This is a genomic window from Allobosea sp. TWI1241, from assembly GCF_039673065.1.
Lineage (GTDB): Bacteria > Pseudomonadota > Alphaproteobacteria > Rhizobiales > Beijerinckiaceae > Allobosea.
The window spans coordinates 35875-62770 of record NZ_JBDJKW010000008.1 but is presented as its reverse complement, the minus strand read 5'-3'; the positions used below and the strand labels follow the sequence as shown (position 1 = coordinate 62770).

The following is a 26896-nucleotide window of genomic DNA, read 5'->3' as shown; positions in this document are numbered from 1 at the left end:
GATGAACATCGAGAAGTACACGGACCGGGCCAAGGGCTTCCTCCAGGCGGCGCAGACCATCGCGATGCGCGAGGGCCATCAGCAGTTCACGCCGGAGCACCTGCTCAAGGCGCTGCTCGACGATCAGGAGGGCATGGCCGCCGGTCTGATCGACCGCTCGGGCGGCCAGTCGCGGCTGGCGCGCCAGTCGGTCGAGGCCGCGCTCGCCAAGCAGCCCAAGGTCAGCGGCGGCGGCGCCGGCGGCCTGCATCTGACGCCGGCCCTGGCGCGCGTCTTCGACACCGCCGAGAAGGCGGCCGACAAGGCCGGCGACAGCTTTGTCACGGTCGAGCGGCTTTTGCTGGCGCTGGCGATCGAGAAGGACAACGAGGCCGGCAAGGCGCTGGCCGCCGCCGGCGTGACGCCGCAGGGCCTCAACGCCGCGATCGAAGCGATCCGCAAGGGCCGCACCGCCGACTCAGCCTCGGCCGAGCAGGGCTATGACGCGCTGAAGAAATACGCCCGCGACCTCACCGCGGCGGCCCGCGAGGGCAAGCTCGACCCGGTGATCGGCCGCGACGAGGAGATCCGCCGCACCATCCAGGTGCTGAGCCGGCGCACCAAGAACAATCCCGTGCTGATCGGCGAGCCCGGCGTCGGCAAGACCGCCATCGCCGAGGGGCTGGCGCTGCGCATCGTCAATGGCGACGTGCCCGAAAGCCTGAAGGACAAGGAGCTGCTCGCCCTCGACATGGGCTCGCTGATCGCCGGCGCGAAATATCGCGGCGAGTTCGAGGAGCGGCTGAAGGCGGTTTTGTCCGAGGTCTCGGCCGCGGCCGGCGGCGTCATCCTGTTCATCGACGAGATGCACACGCTCGTTGGCGCCGGCAAGACCGACGGCGCGATGGACGCCTCCAACCTGCTGAAGCCGGCGCTGGCGCGCGGCGAACTGCACTGCGTCGGCGCGACCACGCTCGACGAGTACCGCAAATATGTCGAGAAGGACGCGGCGCTGGCCCGGCGCTTCCAGCCGGTCTTCGTCGAGGAGCCGACGGTCGAGGACACGATCTCGATCCTGCGCGGCCTCAAGGAGAAGTACGAGCAGCACCACCGCGTCCGCATCACGGATTCGGCGCTGGTCTCGGCCGCGACCCTGTCGAACCGCTACATCACCGATCGCTTCCTGCCCGACAAGGCGATCGACCTGGTCGACGAGGCCTCGGCGCGCCTGCGCATGCAGGTCGATTCCAAGCCCGAGGAGCTCGACTCGATCGACCGCGAGATCGTCCGGCTGAAGATCGAGCAGGAGGCGCTCAAGAAGGAGAGCGACGCCGGCTCGAAGGAGCGGCTGCGGCGCCTCGAAGGCGAGCTCGGCGAGCTCGAGACCCGCTCGGCCGCGATCACCGCGACCTGGAAGGCCGAGAAGGACAAGCTCGGCCAGGCGGCGGAGATCAAGACCCGGCTCGACAATGCCCGCAACGAACTGGCCCAGGCGCAGCGCAAGGGCGAGTACCAGCGCGCCGGCGAGCTGGCCTATGGCGAGATCCCGCAGTTGGAGAAGCAGCTCGCCGAGATCGAGGCCAATGGCGGCCAGTCCGGCATGGTCGAGGAGGCGGTGACGCCCGACCATGTCGCGGCGGTGGTCTCGCGCTGGACCGGCGTGCCGGTCGACAAGATGCTGGAGGGCGAGAAGGAGAAGCTGCTGCAGATGGAGCAGACGCTCGGCGCCCGCGTCGTCGGCCAGAAGGAGGCGGTCGAGGCGGTGTCCAAGGCGGTGCGGCGCGCCCGCGCCGGCCTGCAGGACCCGAACCGTCCGATCGGCTCCTTCATGTTCCTCGGGCCCACCGGCGTCGGCAAGACCGAGCTGACCAAGGCGCTCGCCGCCTTCCTGTTCGACGACGAGACGGCGATGGTCCGGCTCGACATGTCGGAATACATGGAGAAGCACTCGGTCTCCCGGCTGATCGGCGCGCCTCCCGGCTATGTCGGCTATGAGGAGGGCGGTGCCCTGACCGAAGCCGTGCGGCGCCGGCCCTATCAGGTCGTGCTGTTCGACGAGGTCGAGAAGGCGCATCCGGACGTGTTCAACGTCCTGCTGCAGGTGCTCGACGACGGGCGGCTCACCGACGGCCAGGGCCGCACGGTCGACTTCCGCAACGTGCTGATCATCATGACCTCGAATCTCGGTTCGGAGTATCTGGTGAACCAGCCCGAGGGCGAGGATTCGGAGGCCGTGCGCGACGAGGTCATGGGCGTGGTCCGCCACGCCTTCCGGCCGGAGTTCCTCAACCGGATCGACGACATCATCCTGTTCCATCGCCTGCGGCGGTCGGATATGGGCGCCATCGTCGACATCCAGATGGCCCGCCTCGGCCGCCTGCTGGTCGACCGCAAGATCGCGCTCGACCTCTCGCCCGAGGCGCGCGACTGGCTGGCCGAGAAGGGCTACGACCCGTCCTATGGCGCGCGCCCGCTGAAGCGCGTGATCCAGAAGTCGGTGCAGGACCCGCTGGCCGAGCTGCTGCTCGCCGGCGCGATCCGGGACGGCGAGACCGTGCCGCTCACCGTCGGCCCGGCCGGGCTGATGCTGGGCGAGTTCGCCGCCGCAAGCGAGCAGCGCCCGGCGGGCGTGCCGCTGAACTGAGGGGTTCCGCACCCCGATGATGACGAGGGCGCCGCGCGAGCGGCGCCCTTTGTCGTTGCGGCGGCCCGCGCCCGCGGCATGCCGGCTCGGGCGGGGGCTCGTCCCGCCCCTGACGCGCTGCTGACAATCTTTGTCAGGACAGCCGGCAGGAACAATGCGGCAACATCGCCGCCTGCGTGCTAGTCATGCCCGCCCGCCGCCGGCCCGATCTGGCACGGAACGGCTTTTGCCCTATCTCTACGGCTGCCCCCAACCGGATCCCGACATGGCCCGCAAGACTCAAAGCTCCGCCGCGACGGACGGCAAGGCTCCTGCCGCCAGCACGACGAGCGCCAAGGCGAAGACTGCCAGCACAAAGACTGCCAAGACCGCGACCGCCAAGCCGTCCGCTGCCAAGCCCGCGGCCGCCAAGGCGACGCTGGCCGAGCAGGCGGCGTCGCTGGAGGCGCTGTTCGACGCCAAGGCCGGCGCGAACCTGGCGGCGGAGGCGCATGCGCGGATGATCTCGGTGCGCGGGGCGCGCGAGCACAACCTCAAGAATGTCGACCTCGCCATTCCGCGCGACAAGCTGGTGGTGTTCACCGGCCTGTCGGGCTCGGGCAAGTCCTCGCTCGCCTTCGACACGATCTATGCCGAGGGCCAGCGCCGCTATGTCGAGAGCCTGTCGGCCTATGCCCGCCAGTTCCTCGAGATGATGCAGAAGCCCGATGTCGACCAGATCGACGGGCTCTCGCCGGCGATCTCGATCGAGCAGAAGACCACCTCGAAGAACCCGCGCTCGACGGTCGGCACCGTCACCGAGATCCACGACTATATGCGCCTGCTCTGGGCCCGCGCCGGCATCCCCTATTCGCCGGCGACCGGCCTGCCGATCGAGAGCCAGACCGTCTCGCAGATGGTCGACCGGCTGGTGGCCCTGCCGGAGAAGACGCGCGGCTATCTGCTGGCGCCGGTGGTGCGCGGCCGCAAGGGCGAGTTCCGCAAGGAGATGGCCGACTGGCTGAAGCGCGGCTTCCAGCGCGTCAAGGTCAACGGCGCCTTCTACGAGATCCCGGACGCGCCCTCGCTCGACAAGAAGTTCAAGCACGACATCGACGTGGTGGTGGACCGCATCGTGATCCGGCCCGATCTCGGGGCGCGGCTGGCGGATTCGCTCGAGCAGGCGCTCGACCTCGCCGACGGCATCGCGGTGTTCGAATATGCCGACGAAAAGGAGGAGAACGGCGAGCCGCGGCGCGTCACCTTCTCCTCGAAATTCGCCTGCCCGGTCTCCGGCTTCACCATTCCCGAGATCGAGCCGCGGCTGTTCTCGTTCAACAACCCGTTCGGCGCCTGCCCGACCTGCGACGGGCTCGGCCACGAGATGCGCATCGACCCCGGCATGATCGTGCCGGACGCCTCGCTGACGCTGAAGAAGGGGGCGATCGCGCCCTGGGCCAAGTCGACCTCGCCCTATTACGGCCAGACGCTCGAGGCGCTGGCCCGTCATTTCGGCTTCTCGATGACCAAGCCCTGGTCGGAGCTGCCGCAGCAGGCGCGCGACGCCATCCTCTACGGCACCGGCACCGAAGCGGTGCGCATGGCCTATAATGACGGCCTGCGCGCCTATGAGGTGAAGAAGCCCTTCGAGGGCGTCATCACCAATATGGAGCGGCGCTGGAAGGAGACGGAGAGCGACTGGGCGCGCGAGGAGATCGGGCGCTTCATGTCGGAGACGCCCTGCGCCGCCTGTAACGGCTACCGCCTCAAGCCCGAGGCGCTGGCGGTGAAGATCGACGGGCGCCATATCGGCGAGGTCTCGCGGCTTTCGGTGCGCGATGCGCTCGACTGGGTCAGCGCCCTGCCCTCGCGGCTTTCGGCGAAGCAGAACGAGATCGCCCCGCGCATCCTCAAGGAGATCCGCGACCGGCTGAGCTTCCTGCTCGATGTCGGGCTGGAATATCTCACCCTCGCCCGCGCCTCGGGCACGCTGTCGGGCGGCGAGAGCCAGCGCATTCGCCTCGCCAGCCAGATCGGCTCGGGGCTGACCGGCGTGCTCTACGTGCTGGACGAGCCGTCGATCGGCCTGCACCAGCGCGACAATGAGCGCCTGCTCGGCACGCTGCGCCGGCTGCGCGATCTCGGCAACACGGTGATCGTGGTCGAGCATGACGAGGACGCGATCCTCACCGCCGACTATGTCGTCGATGTCGGCCCCGGCGCCGGCATCCATGGCGGCGAAATCGTCTCGCAGGGCCGGCCGGAGGACATCCTGGCCGATCCGAACTCGCTCACCGGGCAATATCTCACCGGCGCGCTCAGCGTGCCGGTGCCGCCGCGGCGCCGCAAGCCGCAGAAGGGCCGGAGCCTGAAGATCGTCGGCGCGCGCGGCAACAACCTCAAGGACGTCACGGTCGACATTCCGCTCGGCCTGTTCACCTGCATCACGGGTGTCTCCGGCGGCGGCAAGTCGACGCTGGTGATCGACACGCTCTACAAGGCGATCGCGCGCAAGCTGAACGGCGCCATCGCCCAGCCGGCGCCGCATGAGCGCATCGAGGGGCTGGAGCATCTCGACAAGGTCATCGACATCGACCAGTCGCCGATCGGCCGCACGCCGCGCTCCAACCCGGCGACCTATACCGGCGCCTTCACCCCGATCCGCGACTGGTTCGCCGGCCTGCCGGAGGCGAAGGCGCGCGGCTACCAGGCCGGCCGGTTCAGCTTCAACGTGAAGGGCGGCCGCTGCGAGGCCTGCCAGGGCGACGGCGTCATCAAGATCGAGATGCACTTCCTGCCGGACGTCTACGTCACCTGCGACGTCTGCAAGGGCAAGCGCTACGACCGCGAGACGCTCGAGGTGAAGTATCGCGACCGCTCGATCGCCGACGTGCTCGACATGACGGTGGAGGAGGCCAAGGAGCTGTTCAAGGCCGTGCCCTCGATCCGCGAGAAGATGGTGACGCTGGCGCGCGTCGGGCTCGACTACGTCAAGGTCGGCCAGCAGGCCACCACCCTGTCGGGCGGCGAGGCGCAGCGCGTCAAGCTCTCCAAGGAGCTCTCCAAGCGCGCCACCGGCCGCACCCTCTACATCCTCGACGAGCCGACCACCGGCCTGCACTTCCACGACGTCGCCAAGCTGATGGAGGTGCTGCACGAGCTGGTCGAGCAGGGCAATTCGGTGGTGGTCATCGAGCACAACCTCGAAGTGATCAAGACCGCCGACTGGATCATCGACATGGGCCCCGAAGGCGGCGACGGCGGCGGCGAGGTCGTGGCCCAGGGCACGCCGGAAGACGTGGTGCGGATCGGCAAGGGCCACACCGCGCGCTTCCTGCGCGAGGTGCTGGAGAGAAGGCCGTTGAAGGGGACTGGGGCGCAGGCGGCGGAGTGACTGTTGCAATGCAGTTTAAGTTGAAAATTCAACACAGAGTCAACAGGGCTGACACTCGGCAAACAAGGCCAACGCTATAAAGGAAAGGATGCGGCAATTGCGCGCCGCACCCTTTTTTAGAAAATAAAACTAAACTTTAATGGACTTACAAACATCCACTAAATTTGGCAACTCTTTTGCCTTTAATTTTGCGACGCGCATTGCAATTTTAGAATCCATTTTTCCAAGAAATTTTGTGGATCTAAGTGTCGCTTTTACAGAACCATATTCGGAACGATCGTAAGTATCAATCGCCGCATCAAAGAAAATCTCCGTTGCTTTAGCAGCATATTTATTTATTGAATTCTGGAATGACTGATTTTTCATCTTATCAAGAGTTATTATTCCAGAGTCTAAGTCGCTGAATTTTTTCATCAAAATGAAGGATGTATATACAATCCAAAATCCAGACGTCACGGTCAGCAAACCACTTGAAGTATCCCCGATTTTCTCCAAAAGCTTCTTACGCTCCGCATCGGAGGCAAGACCGGAAAGCCACGCTAAATATACTCGGCGTTCGCTTATGTCTTTTGGGAATAGTTTTTGATACGGCTGGTCAAACAACTCTCCCTTATTATCAATAGCTTGGATAAGAAATTCTTTATCAGAAGATGCGATGTATTGAGCCAATCTATCCAGCTCGATAGTGTCCTTGCCCGTCCTCTTCCTCGCGCCGTCCTGCCTAGGGGCATATTCGATTCCAAATTTCTTAAATTGGCGCTGCAGATTTTGCTGTGTTTTGTCGGCCGCCCTAACTGTCCAGATTTTGATTGCATTCTGGGAGTTATTAAATCTGACAATATCATTTCGCAAATTTGATTTTGCAGCAATCACTCGAGCCAAAACCTTGGCCGATTCTGATCCGGCGCGTACGAGGCTGTTTGTTGTCTGGCATCCATTGACAATGCTGAAACGCTTCAGCTTCAAAGAGGTGCTTCCCGCATCAATTTCATCAGCATGGTCAGCGACAATCGTTATTCCGTTATTCAGCGCCCAGAAATTACCTGGGGCATCCTTGGCCGTAGCAATGATCTGCTCATTGATGCCACCCTTCCGAGCTCCGAGAAAGAGACGGATGTTTCCCGCATACAGCTTAGTGCCATGCTCGCCATGCAGCCTGATGAGCTCTTTTGCGCTGACAGAGCCTAACCATGCTCGCCCATAATCACCTTCGTCCTTAAGGTAGCCGCCAGTAAAATTAAGACTGTCCTCGGCCACACCTTCAGAAGACTCCACGAGCGCCCGGTAGCTTTCGACTATCACCTCTTGTGGATGCCACGAATATACGACATTTTTAGGCGCGCTTTTCTGATGAGTTGCTACAGATTTAAAAATCTGTTCGCTTGATTTACCTAATGATATTAAAGAGAGACTAACATCATAATTAGGATTCTCGCGCGTAAGATCTCCGACCATCTCCGCTAAGTCAGGACGCCCCGCCTGCGCTAAAGCTTCAGGATGCTGTACAAAGGCTAAGCAGGCGACAAGAGCATCCCATTTGTTCTTTGGTGTGGCCTTGTCCATTCGCTCCGGACAGTAGGCTTGAATGACAACGATCTGCTCGCTTGCGTCATCGGCAAAAATTAAATCGATGCCCTGATCGTTCCCGCCATCAGCAGCTGCTGCTTCGAGAGCGTCATCCTCATCAAGATCGCGGAAATTGATAGCATACCACGCTGCAAATGCCCGCTGACGCGACAGCTTGGCTCGCGTTGCAAGTTCGTCAATTGACTTTAGAATCTCACCAAGTTCGTCGGCCATGTCGTCTCCCCAGCGCAGCGAACAATCAATCGCATGACCCGTGCTGTTGGTTAGAATCACCAACACCGAGCTTTTCAATATCTCTAATGCTCTTACTGAGTGTTGTAGAGAGCGTTTTGAGCGATGTCATGCGCGGCTTTTTGACGGCAATCTTATCCCCACCGCCCCGACCTCCCGCATACTCCCCTCGCCCATCACCCAAACGGGGCGGCCGTCCGGAGGTATGCCAGAGGCTGGGTGGGGGTCGGCGCCTGCGGGCGGGGGTTACGCCCCGCTCCCGGGAGGCTTCGGGAACCGCCCTGGGGGTAATACGGCCCCTGCGCGAGGAGCTCGCTAGAGTGCCGCGCCGTCCGGCGCCGTGGTGAAACGGGACGCGACGAGGCGAAGAGCCGACCTGGCGTCGCGGGAGCCACGGCATCGAGGCGGCCCGGCCGGGACGCGCGGCCCGGAGTCCGAAATCGCCGAAGGCGGAGCGCCACGGGGCGTGCGGAAGGTGGCTCAATCCTTCCGCGCCGCTTCCTGGCTCAATGGAAGCGGATTGTCGATCTGGCGCCTCGCGGCGCTCCGCCAGCCCCGTGCTCTCTCCCCCGCCCCGCCGCCACCCGGCCGGGCGGGCCGCATCGGCCTGCGCGGCGGCTGGGCCGCTGGCCGGGCGGGACGCATTGGCGTGCGTGGCGGCCGCGCCCCCGGCCGGTCAGGAGGGGCCGAGACCGTGACGGCGGCGATCGTGCGGGCGGCGAGCCGTCGCGCGGGCGGTGCCTTGCCGCCCATGCGGTGACTTGCCGAGCAGGCGGTGAGCCGCGCGCGGGCAGCGCCTCGCCGTGCGAGGCGGTGACTTCCCGCGCGGGCGGTGATTTGCCGCGCAGGCGGTGCCTTGCCGCGCGAGGCGCCAGACCCTGCGCGGAGCGCCCGCTGGCCTCAGTCGACGCGGGCGGCGACGCGCATCACGGCGAGTGCCAGCGTCTGCGCCGCCGGGACGAGGCTCTCGAGCTCGAGGAACTCGTCGGGCGTGTGGGCCATGCCGCCGACCGGCCCGACGCTGCACAGGGTCGGGCAGCCCTGGGCGGCGGTGAAGCCGGAATCGGCGCAGCCGCCGGTGTATTCCGCCGTGACCGCGATGCCGAAGCCGGCGGCGGCCTCGCGGTAGATGTCGTAGAGCACCAGCGAGTCCGGCGTCTGCTCCAGCGGCACGAACTCGCCCTTGACGGTGAGCGCGGCCGTGGTGCCGGCGACCGCGGGCGTCTCGACGATGGCGCGGATCGCCTCGATCATCTGCGCCCGCTGCGTCGGCGTGCGGTAGCGCAGGTCGATCTCGCACCAGGCGTCGGGCGCGATGGTGTTGACGGTCTGGCCACCGCCGATCAGCCCGACATTGACGGTGATGCCGGCGTCGAGATCGGTCAGCCCCTGCAGGCGCGGGATCTTGTGGCCGAGATCGACGATCGCCGAGGCGCCCTTCTCGTAGTTGACGCCGGAATGGGCCGGGCGGCCGGTGAACTGGGCGCGCATGAACACGCCGCCCTTGCGACCGCTGGTGATCGACTGGCGCCGGTCTCGGCCGAATTCGCTGCCGACCGGCAGGCGGCTCGGCTCGGCGTTGAACACGCAGCGCGCCTCGCGGGCGGCGGCCTCGATCAGCGGGCGCGAGAAGGGCGAGCCGATCTCCTCGTCGCTGGTGGTGAGCATGACCAGCGGCGCGTCGAGCCCGCCGCATGCGGCGAAGGCGGCGGCGACGAAGGCCTCGATGACGAGCCCGCCCTTCATGTCGGCGACGCCCGGCCCGTAGGCGCGGTCCTCGCGGATGGTGAAGGGGCGGCGCTGTGGCTCGCCTTGGGGGAAGACGGTGTCGCGATGGCCGAGCAGCAGCACCGGCCGGCGGTCGTTGGCGCTCTCGCTGGCCAAAGTGGCGCGGATCGCGTCGCCATAGCGGGTGTCGGGCATCACCTCGACGGCGAGCCCGTTGGCCTCGTGGAAGCGGGCGAGCACGGCGCCGGCGCGGTCGACGCCCGCCTTGTCGTGCGAGCCGGAATCGGTGTCGACCAGTTCGCGCAGCAGGGCGATCATCGCCTCGCGGCGCTCGCCCAGCCAGGCGGTGATGCGGGCTTCGGCGTCGGTCCGGTCGGTCATCGGCAAGGCTCCTGCGGCGGCTGGTGCGGCGGAGTATAGCCGGCGCGGCCGGCGGGGCGAGCACGGGCGACGACCGCGCATGAAAAAGGCCGCGGCTTGCGCCGCGGCCTGATGCGTCAGCCGAGGACGCGCCTCACTCGGCGGCGCTCTGCGGGGTGTTCGGCGTCACCGAGATCGCCGGACGCTCGCGCCCGTCGGCCCGGGCCAGCGCGCGGCGCACGCCGTTGCCGTAGTCGGGATGGACCTTGTCGAAATGCGCCAGCTGGCGCTCCTCGATGTGCTGCGGGATGCCGCCCATCGCGGCCGCGATGTTGGAGAACAGGCGCTCGCGCTGGGCGGGATCGAAGAGTTCGAACAAAGCGCGCGGCTGCGAATAGTCGTCATTGCCGACGCGGTGGTCGTAGCGGTCGGCATCGCCCGAAAGCCGCAGCGGCGGCTCCTTGGCGGCAGGAGCCTGGACCGGGCCGCCGAAGGAGTTCGGCTCGTAATAGGCGTCGGGATTGCCGGTGCGGATGCCGCCATAGACGTTCATCTGCCCGTCGCGGTGATAGTGATGGAACGGGCATTTCGGCTGGTTGACCGGGATCGTCTCGTAATGCGTGCCGAGCCGGTAGCGATGGGCGTCGGCATAGGAGAAGATCCGGCCCTGCAGCATCTTGTCGGGCGAGAAGCCGATGCCGGGCACGATGTTCGAGGGCGAGAAGGCGAGCTGCTCGATCTCGGCGAAATAGTTCTCCGGATTGCGGTTCAGCTCCAGCACGCCGATGTCGATCGGCGGATAGTCGGCATGCGGCCAGACCTTGGTCAGGTCGAACGGGTTGTAGGCGGTCTTCTCGGCGTCCAGCTCGGGCATGATCTGGACCTGGACCTTCCACTTCGGGAACTCGCCGCGCTCGATCGTGCCGTAGAGCTCCTCCTGGTAGCTCTCGCGGGTGCGGCCGATGACCTGCTCGGCCTGCTCGTTGGTGTAGTGGCGGTGGCCCTGCATGGTCTTGAAGTGGAACTTCACCCAGTAGCGCTCACCCGCCTCGTTCCACAGCGAATAGGTGTGCGAGCCGTAGCCGTTCATGAACATCGGCGCGACCGGCAGGCCGCGATCCGACATCAGGATGGTGACCTGGTGCAGGCTCTCGGGCGAGAGCGACCAGAAGTCCCACATCGCGGTGGGCGAGCGCATATTGGTCTTGGGGTGGCGCTTCTGGGTGTGGATGAAGTCGGGGAACTTCACCGGGTCGCGCACGAAGAACACCGGCGTGTTGTTGCCGACCAAGTCCCAGTTGCCGTCGGGCGTGTAGAACTTGATGGCGAAGCCGCGCACGTCGCGCTCGGCATCGGCGGCGCCCAGCTCGCCGGCGACCGTCGAGAAGCGCAGGATCAGCGGGGTCTCGGCGCCCGGCTGCAGCACCTTGGCGCTGGTGTACTTCGAGATGTCGCCGGTGATGGTCAGCGTGCCGTGCGCGCCCCAGCCCTTCGCGTGGACGACGCGCTCGGGAATGCGCTCGCGGTTCTGGTGGGCCAGCTTCTCGATCAGCTGGTAGTCCTGCAGCAGCAGCGGACCGCGCGGGCCGGCCGAGACCGAGTTCTGGTTGTCGGGAACGGGCGCTCCCGCGCTCGTGGTCATCGTCGGGGTCTTCGACATCGCGTCCTCCTTAACAAGATGCGTGAGCCGGCCGGCCGGCGGGCGGCCAGCCTGGCTGGAATTGGAGAAAACAAGATGACGTTTGGACGATCATGTCCAATACCGTTTTCACGGCGCTACGATAGGTTTACATTATCGATATGATCACCCTGAAGCAGCTGCGCTTTTTCGCGGCGGTGGCACGCCACCGCCATTTCGGCCGGGCCGCGCGCGAATGCGGCGTCAGCCAGCCGGCGCTGTCGGTGCAGGTGCAGGAGCTGGAGGCGCGCCTCGGCATCCAGCTGGTCGAGCGACGGCGCAACGCCGTGGCGCTGACCGAGCCCGGCGCCGAGATCGCGGCGCGGGCGGGGCGCATCCTGATGGAGGTGCAGGACCTGGCCGAGCATGCGCGCCAGCGCTCCGAGACGCTGAGCGGGCGGCTGGAGCTGGGGGTGATCCCCTCGATCGCGCCCTATCTGCTGCCGGCGGCGCTGCCTTTGCTGCAGGCGCGCCATCCGGCGCTGGCGCTCGGCCTGCGCGAGACGCAGACGGCGACGCTGCTGGAGGATCTCGCGGCCGGCCGGCTCGACGTGGCGCTGCTCTCGCTGCCGGTCGACCGCGCCGGGCTGGAGAGCCTGCATCTGTTCGACGATCCGTTCCTGCTGGTGCTGCCGGCCGGCGCACCGGCGACCGGGCCGGCGCTGACGCCGGAGACCGCGCTCTCGCAGGAGAACCTGCTGCTGCTCGAGGAGGGGCATTGCCTGCGCGACCAGGCGCTGAGCTTCTGCAGCGTGGCCAGTCCGGCCACGCGGCGGCAATACGGGGCGTCCAGCCTGTCGACGATCGTGCAGATGGTGGCGAACGGCTTCGGCGCGACGCTGCTGCCGGCCATGGCGCTGCCGGTCGAGATCCGGCCCGGATTGCCGGTCAGGGTCTCGCGGCTGGGCGAGCCGGCGCCGAGCCGGGCGATCGGGCTGGTCTGGCGGCGCACCTCGGCGCGGCGTCGCGATTTCGAGGCACTGGGCGCACTGCTGGCCGAGGTCGGGCGCGGCGTGCTGGCCAGCGCCGGCGAGCCGGGGTGAGCGCGCTCAGGCGCGCAGGTCGATCAGCATCAGGTCGGTGTCGCCGGGCCTGGCGCCGGCCGCGGTCAGCATGGCGTGGACCTGGCCGCGATGATGCGTCTGGTGGTTGAAGAAATGCATGACGAGCTGGGCTGCGGGGCGCGTCAGCTCGCGGCGCGAGATGCCTGAGACCCAGCTGAAATCGCCGGCCAGCCAGGCCGGGTCCACGCCTTGCGCCCAGTCGGCGATGGCGCGGTCGGTCAAGAGGCGCTCGGCGGCGAGCTCGTCCCAGCCTGCGATCATCCGGGCCGAGTCGCTGCCCGGCACGGTCGGCTTCGGCGTGCCGGCGAAGCGCGACAGCCACATGCGGTCGGCCCAGAGCAGATGGCAGAAGGTGCCGTGGATCGAGCCGAAGAAGGCGCCGCGCTCCTGCCGGCGCGCCGCATCGTCGAGCGTGGCCGCGGCGCCGTAGAGGTTCTCGTTCTGCCAGGCGTTGTAGCGCGCCATGGTGGTGACGAAGCCCTTGTCGATCATGTCCGTCTCCTCCGCGCGGCCGGCTCGCGGCTCAGATGATGTTGGCTTCCGTCAGCGGCCTTCCGGCGACGATACGCGCATGGCCGAGATCGGCGAGATCGAGGCTGAGATAGCGGCCATGCGCGATGTGCTCGGCCAGGCCGCGCCCGACCGCCGGCGACTGCTGCAAACCATGGCCGGAGAAGCCGTTGGCGAGGTAGAGATTGGGCACGCCGACCGCCGGGCCGAGGATGGCGTTGCCGTCCAGCCCGTTCATGTCGTAGGGGCCGGCCCAGGCGCGGCCGGGGCGGATCGCTTCGAAGGCCGGGACGCGATGGGCGAGCGGCGCCCAGACATGCTCCTCGAAGAAGGACCAGTCGACATCCTCGACATCCGGGTCGGTCTCGATCCATTCGCGGTCGAGCGCGGCCGGCGGCGAGGCGCCGCAGATGAACATCTGCCCGTCGGCGCCGCGCTGCCCTTCAGGCCGGACATAGGCGCCGGAGGTGTCGATCAGCAGCGGGCAGTTCTCGACCGCGCCCTTGCAGGTGAAGCTGTAGACATAGCGCTTCATCGAGCGGACCGGGATCGCGACGCCGGCGGTGGCGGCGAGCCGGGCGCCATGCGTTCCGGAGGCGTTGACCGCGGCGGCGCAGGCGATGCGGGAGCCGTCGGCGAGTTCGACGCCGGTGACGCGCCCGCCCTCGACAACATAGGCCGCGACCTCGCCCTGGCGGTATTCGACGCCGAGCGAGCGGGCCTTCCTGCGGAAGGCCTGGAGCAGGGCCCAGCCGTCGAACCAGCCCTCGCCGCTGACGCCATAGCTGCCGCAGGCGAGGTCCTCGGTGTTCAGCCAGCCGAATTTGCTGCGCAGCATCGCTGCAGCATAAAGCGCGACATCGGCGCCCTCCTGCTGCTGAAGCCTTTGATTATCCTCGATGATCTGCCGCCCGGCCTCGGAGGCGACATAGAGATAGCCGCCCTCGTGCAGGTCGATCGACGGCGCCTCGCCCGCGACCGCGAGATGGCTGCCGATCCGGCGCAGGAACTCGATGCCGAAGAGCGAGATGCGGATATTGACCGGGCTGGAGAACTGCTGGCGGATCGAGGCGGCCGAGAGCGCCGAGGCCGAGAGCCGGTAGGTCGGATCCTTCTCGATCACGATCACCTTGCCGCGAAAGCCGGGATCGGCGGCGAGATGGCAGGCCACGGACGAGCCGATCGCGGCCCCTCCCACGATGACGACGTCGGCGGTATCCGAAACCATGGGCATGGCTGACCTTCGCGGAGCAGGGTTCGTGACCTTTGCGCATGAATGACGGCTGCGCAGGCGCTTGTCGAGAGGGGCGCTTGGGCAAGTGTGGGGTCGGTCGGGAGCGGGGTGTCGCCCGGCGTGTCGGCTGGAGCGGCGGCGTGGTCATGGGTTCCGTGCTCGGGCCTTCGGCCCGCCCCGGAATGACGGGGTTGGTCCGGGGCGAAGTGAGGGCGGCCGGCGGCGGGGTGTCACCCGGCGTGGGGGCTGGAGCGGCCGCGTGGTCATGGGTTCCGGGCTCGGGCCTTCGGCCCGACCCGGAATGACGGCGGTGGTTCCGGGGCGTGATGCGGCCTGCCGAGCGGCGGGCATTACGGCGAGCGGCGTGCATCACGCGCGTTGCGTCCCCTGCCGGATCGACAGGCGGTCTTTCAGCCTGTCGCGCCGTCATTCCGGGGCGCCGCGCAGCGGCGAGCCCGGAACCCATGACCACGACGTCGTCGATCGGGCGCGACCGCTGCCGCTGCGGTCCGTCCGCGACCATCGGGGCATCGACCCAGCGCCTATGCCCAGCGAACTCCCGGACAAGCGGCACGCATCGTCAGCTCATCCCCTCGCACTCGCCGAGCAGCCAGTCGCGAAAGGCGACGACCGCCGGCAGCGTCGCCTTCGCCTCGGGATAGACGAGGTAATAGCCCTCCGGGCCGCGGGCCGGGCGATCGACCGCGACGGCCAGCGCGCCGCTGCGCAACTCCTCCTCGATCAGGAAGCGCGGCACGATGGCGACGCCGAGCCCGGCGACCGCGGCCTGCGAGACCATGGCGAACTGCTCGAAGCGCGGGCCCATCACCAGCTTGTCGCGCGAGAGCCCCTGCTGCTCGAGCCAGCTCGCCCAGGCGCGCGGCCGCGTCGACTGCTGCAGCAGCGGCAGGCGCAGCAGGTCGGCCGGTTCGGCGATGCCGGCGCGGGCGAGCAGCGCCGGCGCGGCGACCGGCACGACCTCCTCGCCCATCAGCCGGTGCAGCCGCGCGCCCGGCCAGACCGGATGGCCGAAATGGATGGCGGCGTCGGCCTCGTCATGGGCGAAATCGAACGGCACCAGCCGCGTCGAGAAGTTGATGGTGATGCCGGGATGCGCCTCGGTGAAGCGCGGCAGGCGCGGGATCAGCCAGCGCGTGCCGAAGGTCGGCAGGCTGGCGAGATTGAGCAGGCCGCCGGTGCCGCGAAAGGCCATGGCCGAGAGCGTCGCCGCCGCCAGGCGCGAGAGCCCGTCGCGCACCTCCTCGGCATAGGCGGCGCCGGCCGCGGTGAGGCCGACGCGCTTGCGCACACGCTCGAACAGCTGGAGCCCGAGGGTCTGCTCCAGCAGCGCGATCTGCCGGCTGACCGCGCCCTGGGTCAGGCTCAGCTCCTCGGCGGCGCGGGTGAAGCTGCCATGGCGCGCCGCCGCCTCGAAAGCGGCGAGCGCTGAGAGCGAGGGCACCGAGAGACGGCCCGGGACGATCTCGACGGTCATGAGTTTTCCTGATCAAGTCGTGAGAACATATCGATTGCCCCGCAGGACCGAAAGAGGGCATTCTCCCGCGAATGGCCGGGCGGCCGCGAGGCCGCCCGGATCAGGGCGCTGTGCCCCGGAACCGGCCAAGCGGTCGCCCCGGTCGGCAGCGCCCCGGCTCGCCGCGCTTGTCCAGGACCACGCTCATGACCTCTTCCCTGCCGACCGATGCCCTCGCCCTGCTGAAGCGGCTCGGCGTCGCCGACACGGCCTATTCCACTTCCGGCCTGGCCGCCCGCTCGCCGATCACCGGCGAGACGGTGGCGACGCTGCGCGAGACCACTCCGGCGGAAGCCGAGGCCGCAATCGGCCGGGCCCAGTCGGCCTATCTCGCCTGGCGCAAGGTGCCGGCGCCGCGCCGCGGCGAGTTCGTCCGCCTGCTCGGCGAGGAGCTGCGCGCCGCCAAGGACGATCTCGGCCTGCTGGTGACGCTCGAGGCCGGCAAGATCACCTCGGAGGGCCTCGGCGAGGTCCAGGAGATGATCGACATCTGCGATTTCGCCGTCGGCCTGTCGCGCCAGCTCTACGGCCTGACCATCGCGACCGAGCGCCCGAACCATCGCATGATGGAGACCTGGCACCCGATCGGCGTCTGCGGCGTGATCTCGGCCTTCAACTTCCCGGTCGCGGTCTGGTCGTGGAACGCGGCGCTGGCCTTCGTCTGCGGCGACAGCGTCGTCTGGAAGCCGTCGGAGAAGACCCCGCTGACCGCGCTCGCCGTGCAGGCCATCGTCGAGAAGACGATGAAGCGCTTCGGCCCCGAGGCCCCGGCCGGCCTCTCCGAGGTGCTGATCGGCGGCCGCGAGATCGGCGACATCCTGGTGCAGGACCACCGCGTGCCGGTCGTCTCGGCGACGGGCTCGACCCGGATGGGCAAGGAGGTCGGCCAGAAGCTCGCCGCCCGCTTCGCCCGCGCCATCCTCGAACTCGGCGGCAACAACGCCGCGATCGTGGCCCCCTCCGCCGATCTCGACATCGCGCTGCGCGGCATCGCCTTCGCCGCGATGGGCACCGCCGGCCAGCGCTGCACCACGCTGCGCCGCCTGATCGTGCACGAAAGCGTCTACGACCAGCTCGTGCCGAAGCTGGTCAAGGTCTACGGCTCGGTCACCATCGGCGACCCGCGCAAGGCCGGCGTGCTGGTCGGCCCGCTGGTCGACGAGGGCGCCTATCAGGGCATGCAGAAGGCGCTGTCGGAGGCGCGCGCCGCCGGCGGCACCGTCCATGGCGGCGAGAAGGTCGATGTCGGCGCCGGCGGGTTCTATGTCCGCCCGGCCCTTGTCGAGATGCCGTCGCAGACCGGCCCGGTCGAGCGCGAGACCTTCGCGCCGATCCTCTATGTGATGAAATACGCCTCGCTCGACGAGGCGATCGCCATGCAGAACGCGGTCGGCGCCGGCCTGTCCTCCTCGATCTTCACGCTCAACATGCGCGAGGCGGAACTCTTCGTCTCCGACGAGGGCTCGGATTGCGGCATCGCCAACGTCAATATCGGCCCCTCGGGCGCCGAGATCGGCGGGGCCTTCGGCGGCGAGAAGGAAACCGGCGGCGGCCGCGAGGCCGGCTCCGACGCCTGGAAGGCCTATATGCGCCGCGCCACCAACACCGTGAACTTCGGCACCACGCTGCCGCTGGCGCAGGGCGTCAGCTTCGACGTGGACGCCTGAGAGCTGAACCGAGGAACCACACCGTCGTTCCGGGGCGCTGCGCAGCAGCGAGCCCGGACCGATGGTGTGCACGAGACAAGGGGAGACGAGACACATGGCCAGCGACAGGCTCGCGCAGTTCACCTGGGAAGACCCCTTCCTGCTCGACGAGCAGCTGAGCGAGGATGAGCGCCTCATCCGCGATTCCGCGCGCGACTACGCGCAGGAGAAGCTGATGCCGCGCGTCGCCGAGGCCTATCTCGACGAGAAGACCGACCGCGCCATCTTCAACGAGATGGGCGAGCTCGGCCTGCTCGGCGTCACGGTGCCCGAGGAATATGGCTGTGCCGGCGCCAACTACGTCTCCTACGGGCTGGTGGCCCGCGAGGTCGAGCGCATCGATTCCGGCTATCGCTCGATGATGAGCGTGCAGTCCTCGCTGGTGATGTACCCTATCTACGCCTATGGCAGCGAGGAGCAGCGCAAGAAGTACCTGCCCAAGCTCGGCTCGGGCGAATGGGTCGGCTGCTTCGGCCTGACCGAGCCGGATGCCGGCTCCGATCCGGGCGGGATGAAGACCCGCGCCGAGAAGGTCGCCGACGGGTACAGGCTGACCGGCTCGAAGATGTGGATCTCGAACTCGCCGATCGCCGACGTCTTCGTCGTGTGGGCGAAGTCGGCCGCGCATGACAACCAGATCCGCGGCTTCATCCTCGAAAAGGGCATGAAGGGCCTCTCCGCCCCGAAGATCGGCGGCAAGCTTTCCCTGCGCGCCTCGATCACCGGCGAGGTCGTCATGGACGGCGTCATCGTGCCGGAGGAGAACCTGCTGCCGAACGTCTCGGGCCTGAAGGGTCCGTTCGGCTGCCTCAACCGCGCCCGCTACGGCATCTCCTGGGGCGCGATGGGCGCCGCCGAGGACTGCTTCCACCGCGCCCGGCAGTATGGGCTCGATCGCAAGCAGTTCAACAAGCCGCTGGCACAGACGCAGCTCTACCAGAAGAAGCTGGCCGACATGGTCACCGAGATCACGCTCGGCCTGCAGGGCTCGCTGCGCGTCGGCCGCCTGCTCGACGAGGGCAAGCTGGCGCCGGAGATGATCTCCCTGGTGAAGCGCAACAATTGCGGCAAGGCGCTCGACATCGCCCGCCAGGCCCGCGACATGCACGGCGGCAACGGCATCCAGATCGAGTATCACGTGATGCGCCATGCCGCGAACCTCGAGACGGTGAACACCTATGAGGGCACGCACGACGTCCACGCGCTGATCCTCGGGCGCGCCGTCACCGGCCTGCAGGCGTTCTTCTGACACTCAGTCGATCGTCATGAACGCGACGATGGCCGATAAAGACCCTGCCCTCCCCCCGCTCACGGTGGGGAGGGTCGGCTGGGGGGCCGAGCGACCGGTTGAGACGGCTTCCCGCAGGCACGTTTCGGCTGCCCCCCGACACACTGCGCCGCGTTTTCCGTCCCTCCAGCCCAGCCCTCCCCACCGTGAGCGGGGGGGGAACGAGCGCGCGATGACCTCAGCCCCTCCCCTCGCCGGCCTGCGCGTGCTGGAACTGGCGCGCATCCTCGCCGGGCCCTGGATCGGCCAGCTGCTCGCCGATCTCGGCGCCGATGTCGTCAAGGTCGAGGCGCCGGAAGGCGACGACACCCGCAAATGGGGCCCTCCCTTCGTCGCGGGCACGGGCGAGGCGCATCTCTCGGCCGCCTATTTCCACTCCGCCAATCGCGGCAAGCGCTCAATCACCGCCGATTTCCGCACGCCGGAAGGCCAGGCGCTGGTGCATCGCCTCGCCGCCCACGCCGATGTCGTCATCGAGAATTTCAAGGTCGGCGGGCTGGTGAAATACGGGCTCGACGCCGCCGCGATGCGCAAGGCCTATCCGCGGCTGGTCTACTGCTCGGTCACCGGCTTCGGCCAGGACGGGCCCTACGCTCCGCGCGCCGGCTACGACTTCCTGGTCCAGGGCATGGGCGGGCCGATGTCGGTCACCGGCGAGCCGGAGGGCGCGCCGATGAAGGCGGGCTACGCCGTCGCCGACATCTATACCGGCCTCTACGCCACCACCGGCATCCTGGCCGCACTGCGCCGGCGCGACGCCACCGGCGAGGGCGCGACGCTCGACATGGCGCTGCTGGATTCGCAGATCGCGGTGCTCGGCAACCAGGCGATGAACTATCTCGTCTCGGGCCAGGCGCCGCCGCGGCTCGGCAACGCCCATCCGAACATCGTGCCCTACGACGTCTTCCCGGTCGCCGATGGCCACATCATCATCGCCACCGGCAATGACGGGCAGTGGCGCAAGCTCTGCGAGGCGCTCGGCGATGCCGGCTTCGCCAATGAGCCGGACTATGCCGACAACCGCTCGCGCGTCGCCAACCGCGTGGCGCTGACGGCGCGGCTGCAGGCGCTGACCGGCCGCTTCGCCAAGCTCGACCTGCTGGCGCGGCTCGAGGCCGTCGGCGTGCCGGCCGGCCCGATCAACACGATCGACGAGGTCTTCGCCGATCCGCAGGTGCAGGCGCGCGGCGTGCGCGTCGACCTGCCGAGCGCCGGCGCCAGGGACGGCACGATCCCGACCGTCGCCTCGCCGATCCTCATGGACGGGGTGCGCCAGGTCGCCGCCCGCCCGAGCCCGCAACTCGGCGAGCACGCCGACGAAATTTTGAACGATCCGGCCTGGGGAGGGCCGCACCATGGCTGAACGGACAGGCGGGCAGATCCTCGTCGATCAATTGCTGATCCATGGCGCGACCGACGCCTTCTGCGTTCCCGGCGAGAGCTATCTCGCCGTGCTCGACGCGCTGCACGACGCCGATCTCAAGGTGACGATCTGCCGGGCCGAGGGCGGCGCGGCGATGATGGCGGAAGCGGCCGGAAAGCTGACCGGCAAGCCCGGCATCTGCTTCGTCACCCGCGGTCCCGGCGCCACCAACGCCTCGCCGGGCATCCACATCGCCCATCAGGATTCGACGCCGATGATCCTGTTCGTCGGCCAGATCGAGCGCGGCATGCGCGAGCGCGAGGCCTTCCAGGAGCTCGACTACCGCGCCGTCTTCGGCACCATGACGAAGTGGGCGACCGAGATCGACGACGCCGCCCGCATTCCCGAGATCATCAGCCGCGCCTTCCATGTCGCCACCGCCGGCCGGCCCGGCCCGGTGGTGATCGCCCTGCCGGAGGACGTGCTGACCGACCTCGCCACGGTCGCCGACGCGCAGCCCTACCAGGTCACCGAGACCCATCCCTCGCTGCTGCAGACCATCGACCTGCAGAAGCGGCTCTGGGCGGCCAAGGCGCCGATCGCCATCCTTGGCGGCTCGCGCTGGAACCCGCAGGCGATCGAGCGCTTCCAGCGCTTCGCCGAGCGCTTCGACCTGCCGGTCGCGGTCTCCTTCCGCCGGCAGATGCTGTTCCCGGCCGACCATCCCAGCTTCGCCGGCGATCTCGGCATCGGCCCCAATCCCAAGCTGCTGCAGCGGATCAAGGACAGCGACCTGGTGCTGATGGTCGGCGGGCGCCTCTCGGAGATGCCGAGCCAGTCCTACACGCTGTTCGGCATTCCCGATCCCGGCCGGCCGCTGGTGCATGTCCATCCCGACCCGGAGGAGCTCGGCCGCGTCTACCGGCCGGAGCTGGCGATCAACGCCTCGCCGACCGCCTTCTGCGCCGCTCTGGAGACCGTCCACCCGCCGCAGGAGATCGCCTGGGCCGGCGCGGCGGCGGAAGCGCACGAGGCCTATCTCGGCTGGAGCGAGCAGCCGGCGCCGGTGCCCGGCGCCTTCCACCCCGGCGAGATGGTGACCTGGCTGCGGCGCACCCTGCCGGCCGACGCGATCCTGTGCAACGGCGCCGGCAACTACGCCACCTGGGTGCACCGCTTCCACCGCTTCACCAAATTCGCGACGCAGCTCGCCCCGACCTCGGGCTCGATGGGCTATGGCGTGCCGGCCGCGATCGGCGCCAAGCGGCTCTTCCCCGAGCGGACGGTGGTCGCCTTCGCCGGCGACGGCTGCTTCATGATGAACGGGCAGGACTTCGCCACCGCGGTCCAGTACGACCTGCCGGTGATCGTGATCCTGGTCGACAACGGCATGTACGGCACGATCCGCATGCACCAGGAGCGCGAATATCCCGGCCGCGTCTCGGCGACCACGCTGAAGAACCCGGACTTCGCCGCCTATGCCCGCGCCTTCGGCGGCCATGGCGAGCGCGTCGAGACCACGGGGGAGTTCGCCGCGGCCTTCGAGCGCGCGGTGGCGTCGGGCAAGCCGGCGATCATCCACTGCATGCTGGATCCCGAGGCGATCACCCCGGCGAAGTCGCTCTCGACCATCCGCGCAGAAGCCTTCGCCGCCAAGGGCTGAGCGCAAGGCGAAAACCACCCTGCCGTCGCCATTGAACTTTCCGGGCCGTTCTCCGTTGGAGAGGACGGAACAGGGAGAAGGGCGATGGCACGGCAGGTTCTCGCGAGGATGACGCTGGCATGCGCGATCGGGCTCGTCCCGGCCGTGCCGGCCCAGGCGGGCTTTCTCGACGATCTGGCCCGCGCCTTCGGCGGCGCCCGCCCGGCCCCGCCGGCGACCGTGCCGCTGGAGATGACGGTGAACAAGCCGCGGGTGCAGCGCCCGCGGCCGGTCGCCGCCAGCAGCAAGCCGGCGCCGCCGGCGGTGAAGCTCGACCCCGCCAGCGATCCCCACTGGTATCTGCGCGACCCGACGCTGCGGAAGGGCGACATCGTCGTCACCCGCACCGGCGTCGCCGTGTTCGACGGGCGCGGCGGCAACCAGCACGCCACCGCCGACTTCGTCGCGCTCGGCGACACCCGCCGCCTGCCCAAGGCCCAGCGCCAGACGCTCCAGGCCGCCGCCGCCGGCGGGCGTGCCTACTTCAGCCCGTTCAGCCAGAGCCCGACGATCGCCCCGACGCTGGCCGCCGAGACCAGCGCCGAGCCGGCGGCCGTGCTGACGCGCTGAGCCTCAGCGGCCGTCGAAGGTCGAGCGGATCGCACGCGCCAGCGCGATCATGCCGGCGCCCTGGAAGAGCAGCTCGATGCCGAAGAAGGTGCCGAGCACCCACAGGCTCGAGGCCGGCCACTGCATCAGGATCAGCAGGCCGAGCAGCAGCGAGAGCACGCCCGAGAAGGCGATCATGCCCCAGAAGGGCAGCGAGCGGTTCTGGAAGGCGACGAGCAGGCGCACCACGCCGGTGGCGACGAAGGCCGCGCCGGCCAGGAGCGTCAGCGAGGCGGTGGCCACCACCGGATTGACGATGGTGAACAGGCCGACCGCGACATAGAGCCCCCCGATGACCAGGTGCCAGAGCCGGCTCTTCCAGCCCTTCTGCGAGAAGGCGTCGACGAGCAGCACCAGCCCGCCGGCCAGCACGATGACCCCGAACCAGAGCGCGCTGGCGATGCTGAAGGCGGCGGCGAAGACCAGCGCGGCGAAGCCGAGCAGGATCAGCACCACGCCGGCGGCGAGCAGCCAGCCGGAATTGCGCCTGAGCGGCGCCAGATGCGTGGAGAGCGGCGAGCCGCCGCGATGCGGCGTGGACGGGGAGCCGGGCTGGAGCGGGTCTGACATGAGGGTTCCCTCTGGGGCCCGCGCCTAGCGGCGGGCAGGCGCAGTGTTCGCCCGCCGGCGCCGGGCGTCAATGGCCGCGCGGACGGCCCGCCAGGGGCGATCAGTAGGTGGCCCGGCCGCCCGAGAGGTCGAAGACCGCGCCGGTGGAGAAGCTGCAGCGGTCGCTGGCGAGCCAGGCGACCAGCTCCGCCAGCTCCTCGACGGTGCCGAGCCGCTTCAGCGGGCTCTTGCCGATCATGGTCGCGACCGTCTCAGGACTCATCTGCTGCAGGATGTCGGTCTCGATCGCTGCCGGGGCGACGGCGTTGACCAGCACGCCGGTGCCGGCGAGCTCCTTGCCCTGCGCCTTGGCCAGCGCGATCACGCCGGCCTTGGCGGCACTGTAGGCGGCCAGCGTCGGCGTGCCCTCCTTACCGGCCAGCGAGGCGATGTTGACGATGCGGCCATGGCCGCGCGGCACCATGACGGCGGCAACCGCCCGCGAACAGAGGAAGGTGCCGGTCAGGTTCACCGCCTGGATGCGCTGCCATTGCGACAGCGGCGTCTCGGCCACCGGCGTCGACGGCCCGGTGAGGCCGGCATTGTTGACCAGCACCGCGACCGGGCCGAAGTCCTGCTCGGTCCGGGCCATGGCCGCCTCGACCTGCGCCTCGTCGGAGACGTCGCAGGCGAGGTGCGCACCGCCCGCACCGGGCGCGAGGTCCCAGGAGACCGGCAGGAAACCGTCCTGCGCCAGCCGCAGCATCACCGCAAGGCCGATCCCCTTGGCGCCGCCGGTGACGACGGCGACGCGCGGCTTCTCCCCCGCCATGGTCGCGCCCGCCCTCAGCCGAGCCGGGCCGCGACCAGCTTGCGCAGGCCGCGCAGGTCCTTGACGAAGCCGCGGATGCCCTCGGCGAGCTTCTCGGTCGCCATGGCATCCTCGTTCATGGCGAAGCGGAAGGCCTTCTCGTCGAGCGAGAGCTTGGCCGGCGCCTCGCCGGGCTTCTCGGGCGAGAGCTTGCGCGGCAGATCGCCGGTCGCAGCCGCCAGCTCGTCGAGCAGGCCCGGCCCGATGGTCAGGCGGTCGCAGCCGGCCAGCGCCTCGATCTCGCCGGTGTTGCGGAAGGAGGCGCCCATCACCACCGTGTCGATGCCATAGGCCTTGTAATAGGCGTAGATCGCGCGGACCGAGACGACGCCCGGATCGGTCTCGGCGGTGTAGGGGCCGCCGCCGGCCTTGACGTACCAGTCGAGGATGCGGCCGACGAAGGGCGAGATCAGGAAGGCCCTCGCATCGGCGCAGGCCACCGCCTGCGGCAGCGAGAACAGCAGCGTCAGATTGCAGTCGATGCCTTCCGCCTGCAGCACGCGCGCCGCCTGGATGCCCTCCCAGGTCGAGGCGATCTTGATCAGGATGCGCTCGCGGCCGACGCCGCGCTCGGCATAGGCGGCGACCAGCGCGCGCGCCTTGGCGATGGTCGCCTCAGTATCGAAGGAGAGGTCGGCGTCGACCTCGGTCGAAACCCGGCCGGGGACGATCTTGGTCAGCTCGGTGCCGAAGGTCACCGCGAGCCGGTCGCAGACCGCCTCGACCGCGCCGGAGCCGCCCTGCTTCGCGCCCCAGGCGATCGCCTCGTCGACGAGGCCGGCATAGGCAGGGGTCTCGACCGCCTTGAGCAGCAGGGTCGGATTGGTGGTGCAGTCGACGGGCTTGAGGCGGCGCACGGCCTCGATGTCGCCGGTGTCGGCGACGACGGTGGTCATGGCGCGCAGCTGCTCGAGCTTGGAGGCGGTCATCATCTCATCCATGGGGTCTGCGTGGGAATCTGCATGTGTCGTGGTAGCGGCCCTACCATGCCGGTGCGGCCACAGCTTGGCGAGGGGCCCGAAAGCAGAACGGCCCCGCATCCGGGCGGATGCGGGGCCGCTGCAACCCGGCCGGGCGGTCAGCTCTTGACCGCGCCCGAGGTCAGTCCGGAGACCATGTTGTTGCGGAAGCCGTAATAGATCACCGCCGGCGGGATGGCGTAGATCAGGCCGGCCGTCATCAGCAGGTTCCACGGCGCGTCGTCGGCGGAGAGGAACAGGCCGAGGCCGACCGCCAGAGGCACCGCCTGCTCGCTGGAGAGCAGCAGGAAGGCGTAGAGATACTCGTTCCAGGCCAGCAGCAGCGCGTAGATGCCGATCACCACCATCGAGGGCTTCATCAGCGGCAGGTAGACCAGCCGGAACAGCTGCAACGCGCTGGCGCCGTCCATGATCGCCGCCTCGTCGAGCTCCTTGGGGAGCTTGTCGGAGGCCTGCTTCAGCACCCAGATCGCATAGGGCGAGGCCAGCGCGACCATCGCCAGGATCAGCGCGGTGCGGGTGTTGAGCAGCCCGAAGATGCCCATCGCCTTGTACATCGGGATGGCGAGGAAGGCGGCCGGGATCAGGTAGGTCGCGAGCGCGAAGTTCATGATGTGGCGGCCGCCCGGCGCCTTCAGCCGCGAGATGGCGAAGGCGGCGCAGGTCGCGATGAACAGCGTCAGCATGCCGGTGGTGATCGCCACCAGGAAGCTGTTGAACAGCTGCAGCCAGAAATGCGTCAGGTAGTAGTGCTGCTGCTTGAAGACGATCTGGAAGTTCTGCAGCGTCGGCTCGTCCGGCCAGAGCTTGCCGGCCAGCATCGATTCCTGCGTCGAGATCGACAGCACGAAGAGATGGTAGATCGGCAGCAGGGTCCAGATCAGGACCGGGATGGCGACCAGGATGAGCTTGGCTTCGTCGAGGACCCTACGCATCACTCGGCTCCCTTCGACAGACGCTTCACCATGAACCAGACCATGGGCAGGATCAGCGGCATGGCCACGATGATGGAGGCGATGCCGAGATCGAGGTTGTTGTTACGCATATAGCGGATGCCCAGCGTGGCGAGCACGTGGTTGAGGTCGCCCGGACCGCCGCTGTTGAGCAGGTAGACGCTGTTGAAGTCGCCGAGCGTCCAGATCATCGAGAGCAGGGTCGAGGTGACGTAGAGCGTCGCCAGCGAGGGCCAGGTGATGAAGCGGAACTGCTGCCACTTGTTGGCGCCGTCGACGCTGGCGGCCTCGTAGAGGTCCTGCGCGATGGCGAGGCGCCCCGTGACCAGGATCAGCGTCCAGAACGGCAGCGACTTCCAGATGTGCACGAAGATCGAGCTGGCGAAGGCGAGCGTCGGATTGGTCAGCCAGCCCGGCCCCTCGACGATGCCGAACCAGTGGAACAGCTGCTGGTTGATCATGCCGTTCTCGGGGTTGAGCATCACCCGGAAGGACAGGATCGTCGGGATGGACGGCACCGCCCAGGGCAGGATGAACAGAACCAGCACGATCCGCACCCAGGCGCGCTGGGCGACGAAGAAGCCGGAGAGCCACAGCGCCAGCAAGAACTTCAGGTTCACCGCGACGAAGAGGAAGATGACCGTGTTGACCAGGGTGCGGACGAAGACGGGATCGGCGAAGAGCGCCTTGTAGGACTCCCAGTTCAGCCCGAGCCAGAGACCGTAGGCCACCGGGTAGACCACCATCACCGCGAAGACGAGCACGTAGGGTGCGAGCATCATCACGCCCCAGAACGCTCTGTCCCGGGCCTGTCCCGCCGCGCTCGAACTGCCGGCGTGGCCTGCCGGCGTCGCCATCGTTGTGGCAGCCATCTTCTTGTCTCCCTCGCGGAAGCCGGCGGCTCCTGCACCACCGGCCGGCCCAATCCGGCGCCCCTGTCCTCACGGCACGCC

At 68.2% G+C, this 26896-nt stretch carries 19 protein-coding genes; 8 read left to right on the top strand and 11 right to left on the bottom strand.

Features of this window, described 5'->3' with window-relative positions:
- Position 1: 1 nt before the first annotated feature.
- Together clpB and uvrA are read left to right on the top strand one after the other, a co-directional pair.
- Positions 2–2623, top strand: coding sequence for an ATP-dependent chaperone ClpB (gene clpB, locus ABE438_RS12140; RefSeq protein ID WP_346502886.1), 2622 nt, complete (start codon positions 2–4; stop codon positions 2621–2623).
- Positions 2624–2888: 265 nt separating this feature from the next.
- Positions 2889–5996 (top strand): excinuclease ABC subunit UvrA, encoded by a 3108-nt coding sequence (gene uvrA, locus ABE438_RS12135; RefSeq protein ID WP_465248606.1) that lies wholly within the window; start codon positions 2889–2891, stop codon positions 5994–5996.
- A gap of 129 nt (positions 5997–6125) precedes the next feature.
- On the opposite strand, the gene ABE438_RS12130 is transcribed toward uvrA, so the two are convergent.
- From ABE438_RS12130 to katA, 3 genes are all read right to left on the bottom strand, one after another.
- Complete coding sequence (locus tag ABE438_RS12130) at positions 6126–7796, bottom strand: AIPR family protein (RefSeq protein ID WP_346502885.1); 1671 nt, start codon at positions 7794–7796, stop codon at positions 6126–6128.
- A 918-nt stretch (positions 7797–8714) separates the two neighbouring features.
- Complete coding sequence (locus tag ABE438_RS12125; protein WP_346502884.1) at positions 8715–9923, bottom strand: M20 family metallopeptidase; 1209 nt, start codon at positions 9921–9923, stop codon at positions 8715–8717.
- Between the two features lie 133 nt (positions 9924–10056).
- Positions 10057–11562 (bottom strand): catalase KatA, encoded by a 1506-nt coding sequence (gene katA / locus ABE438_RS12120; protein ID WP_346502883.1) that lies wholly within the window; start codon positions 11560–11562, stop codon positions 10057–10059.
- A 140-nt stretch (positions 11563–11702) separates the two neighbouring features.
- On the opposite strand from katA, the gene ABE438_RS12115 reads away from it, so the two are divergent.
- Positions 11703–12623: a hydrogen peroxide-inducible genes activator gene (locus ABE438_RS12115; protein WP_346502882.1), complete on the top strand. Its 921-nt coding sequence runs from the start codon at positions 11703–11705 to the stop codon at positions 12621–12623.
- 6 nt (positions 12624–12629) lie between these two features.
- Here ABE438_RS12115 and ABE438_RS12110 read toward each other — a convergent pair whose 3' ends face one another.
- From ABE438_RS12110 to ABE438_RS12100, 3 genes are all read right to left on the bottom strand, one after another.
- On the bottom strand, positions 12630–13136 hold the full coding sequence (locus tag ABE438_RS12110; RefSeq protein WP_346502881.1) for a DinB family protein: 507 nt from the start codon (positions 13134–13136) through the stop codon (positions 12630–12632).
- Positions 13137–13167: 31 nt separating this feature from the next.
- Positions 13168–14388 carry an NAD(P)/FAD-dependent oxidoreductase gene (locus ABE438_RS12105; RefSeq protein ID WP_346502880.1) on the bottom strand — a complete coding sequence of 407 codons (1221 nt, stop codon included), beginning with the start codon at positions 14386–14388 and terminating at the stop codon, positions 13168–13170.
- A 580-nt stretch (positions 14389–14968) separates the two neighbouring features.
- Entirely contained in the window at positions 14969–15883 is a 915-nt protein-coding gene (locus ABE438_RS12100; protein WP_346502879.1) for a LysR family transcriptional regulator, read from the bottom strand.
- A 185-nt stretch (positions 15884–16068) separates the two neighbouring features.
- Here ABE438_RS12100 and amaB point away from each other — a divergent pair, with 185 nt between their 5' ends.
- From amaB to ABE438_RS12075, 5 genes are all read left to right on the top strand, one after another.
- On the top strand, positions 16069–17589 hold the full coding sequence (gene amaB, locus ABE438_RS12095; protein ID WP_346502878.1) for an L-piperidine-6-carboxylate dehydrogenase: 1521 nt from the start codon (positions 16069–16071) through the stop codon (positions 17587–17589).
- A gap of 94 nt (positions 17590–17683) precedes the next feature.
- Positions 17684–18877: an acyl-CoA dehydrogenase gene (locus ABE438_RS12090; protein ID WP_346502877.1), complete on the top strand. Its 1194-nt coding sequence runs from the start codon at positions 17684–17686 to the stop codon at positions 18875–18877.
- A gap of 211 nt (positions 18878–19088) precedes the next feature.
- Positions 19089–20279: a CaiB/BaiF CoA transferase family protein gene (locus ABE438_RS12085; protein ID WP_346502876.1), complete on the top strand. Its 1191-nt coding sequence runs from the start codon at positions 19089–19091 to the stop codon at positions 20277–20279.
- Positions 20272–21942: a thiamine pyrophosphate-binding protein gene (locus ABE438_RS12080; protein ID WP_346502875.1), complete on the top strand. Its 1671-nt coding sequence runs from the start codon at positions 20272–20274 to the stop codon at positions 21940–21942. Before ABE438_RS12085 ends, ABE438_RS12080 begins: the two co-directional genes overlap by 8 nt.
- A gap of 108 nt (positions 21943–22050) precedes the next feature.
- Entirely contained in the window at positions 22051–22551 is a 501-nt protein-coding gene (locus ABE438_RS12075) for a hypothetical protein (protein ID WP_346502874.1), read from the top strand.
- Between the two features lie 3 nt (positions 22552–22554).
- Here the strand turns inward: ABE438_RS12075 and ABE438_RS12070 are convergent, their stop codons facing one another.
- The 5 genes from ABE438_RS12070 to ABE438_RS12050 all read right to left on the bottom strand — a co-directional run bounded on the left by ABE438_RS12070 (position 22555) and on the right by ABE438_RS12050 (position 26725).
- Positions 22555–23160, bottom strand: coding sequence for an HdeD family acid-resistance protein (locus tag ABE438_RS12070; RefSeq protein WP_346502873.1), 606 nt, complete (start codon positions 23158–23160; stop codon positions 22555–22557).
- Positions 23161–23260: 100 nt separating this feature from the next.
- On the bottom strand, positions 23261–23971 hold the full coding sequence (locus tag ABE438_RS12065) for an SDR family NAD(P)-dependent oxidoreductase (protein WP_346502872.1): 711 nt from the start codon (positions 23969–23971) through the stop codon (positions 23261–23263).
- 14 nt (positions 23972–23985) lie between these two features.
- Entirely contained in the window at positions 23986–24942 is a 957-nt protein-coding gene (gene tal, locus ABE438_RS12060) for a transaldolase (RefSeq protein ID WP_346503007.1), read from the bottom strand.
- 146 nt (positions 24943–25088) lie between these two features.
- On the bottom strand, positions 25089–25925 hold the full coding sequence (locus tag ABE438_RS12055; RefSeq protein WP_346502871.1) for a carbohydrate ABC transporter permease: 837 nt from the start codon (positions 25923–25925) through the stop codon (positions 25089–25091).
- Entirely contained in the window at positions 25925–26725 is an 801-nt protein-coding gene (locus ABE438_RS12050) for a carbohydrate ABC transporter permease (protein WP_346503006.1), read from the bottom strand. The genes ABE438_RS12055 and ABE438_RS12050 overlap by 1 nt, the downstream gene beginning before the upstream one ends.
- Between the last annotated feature and the right edge of the window lie 171 nt (positions 26726–26896).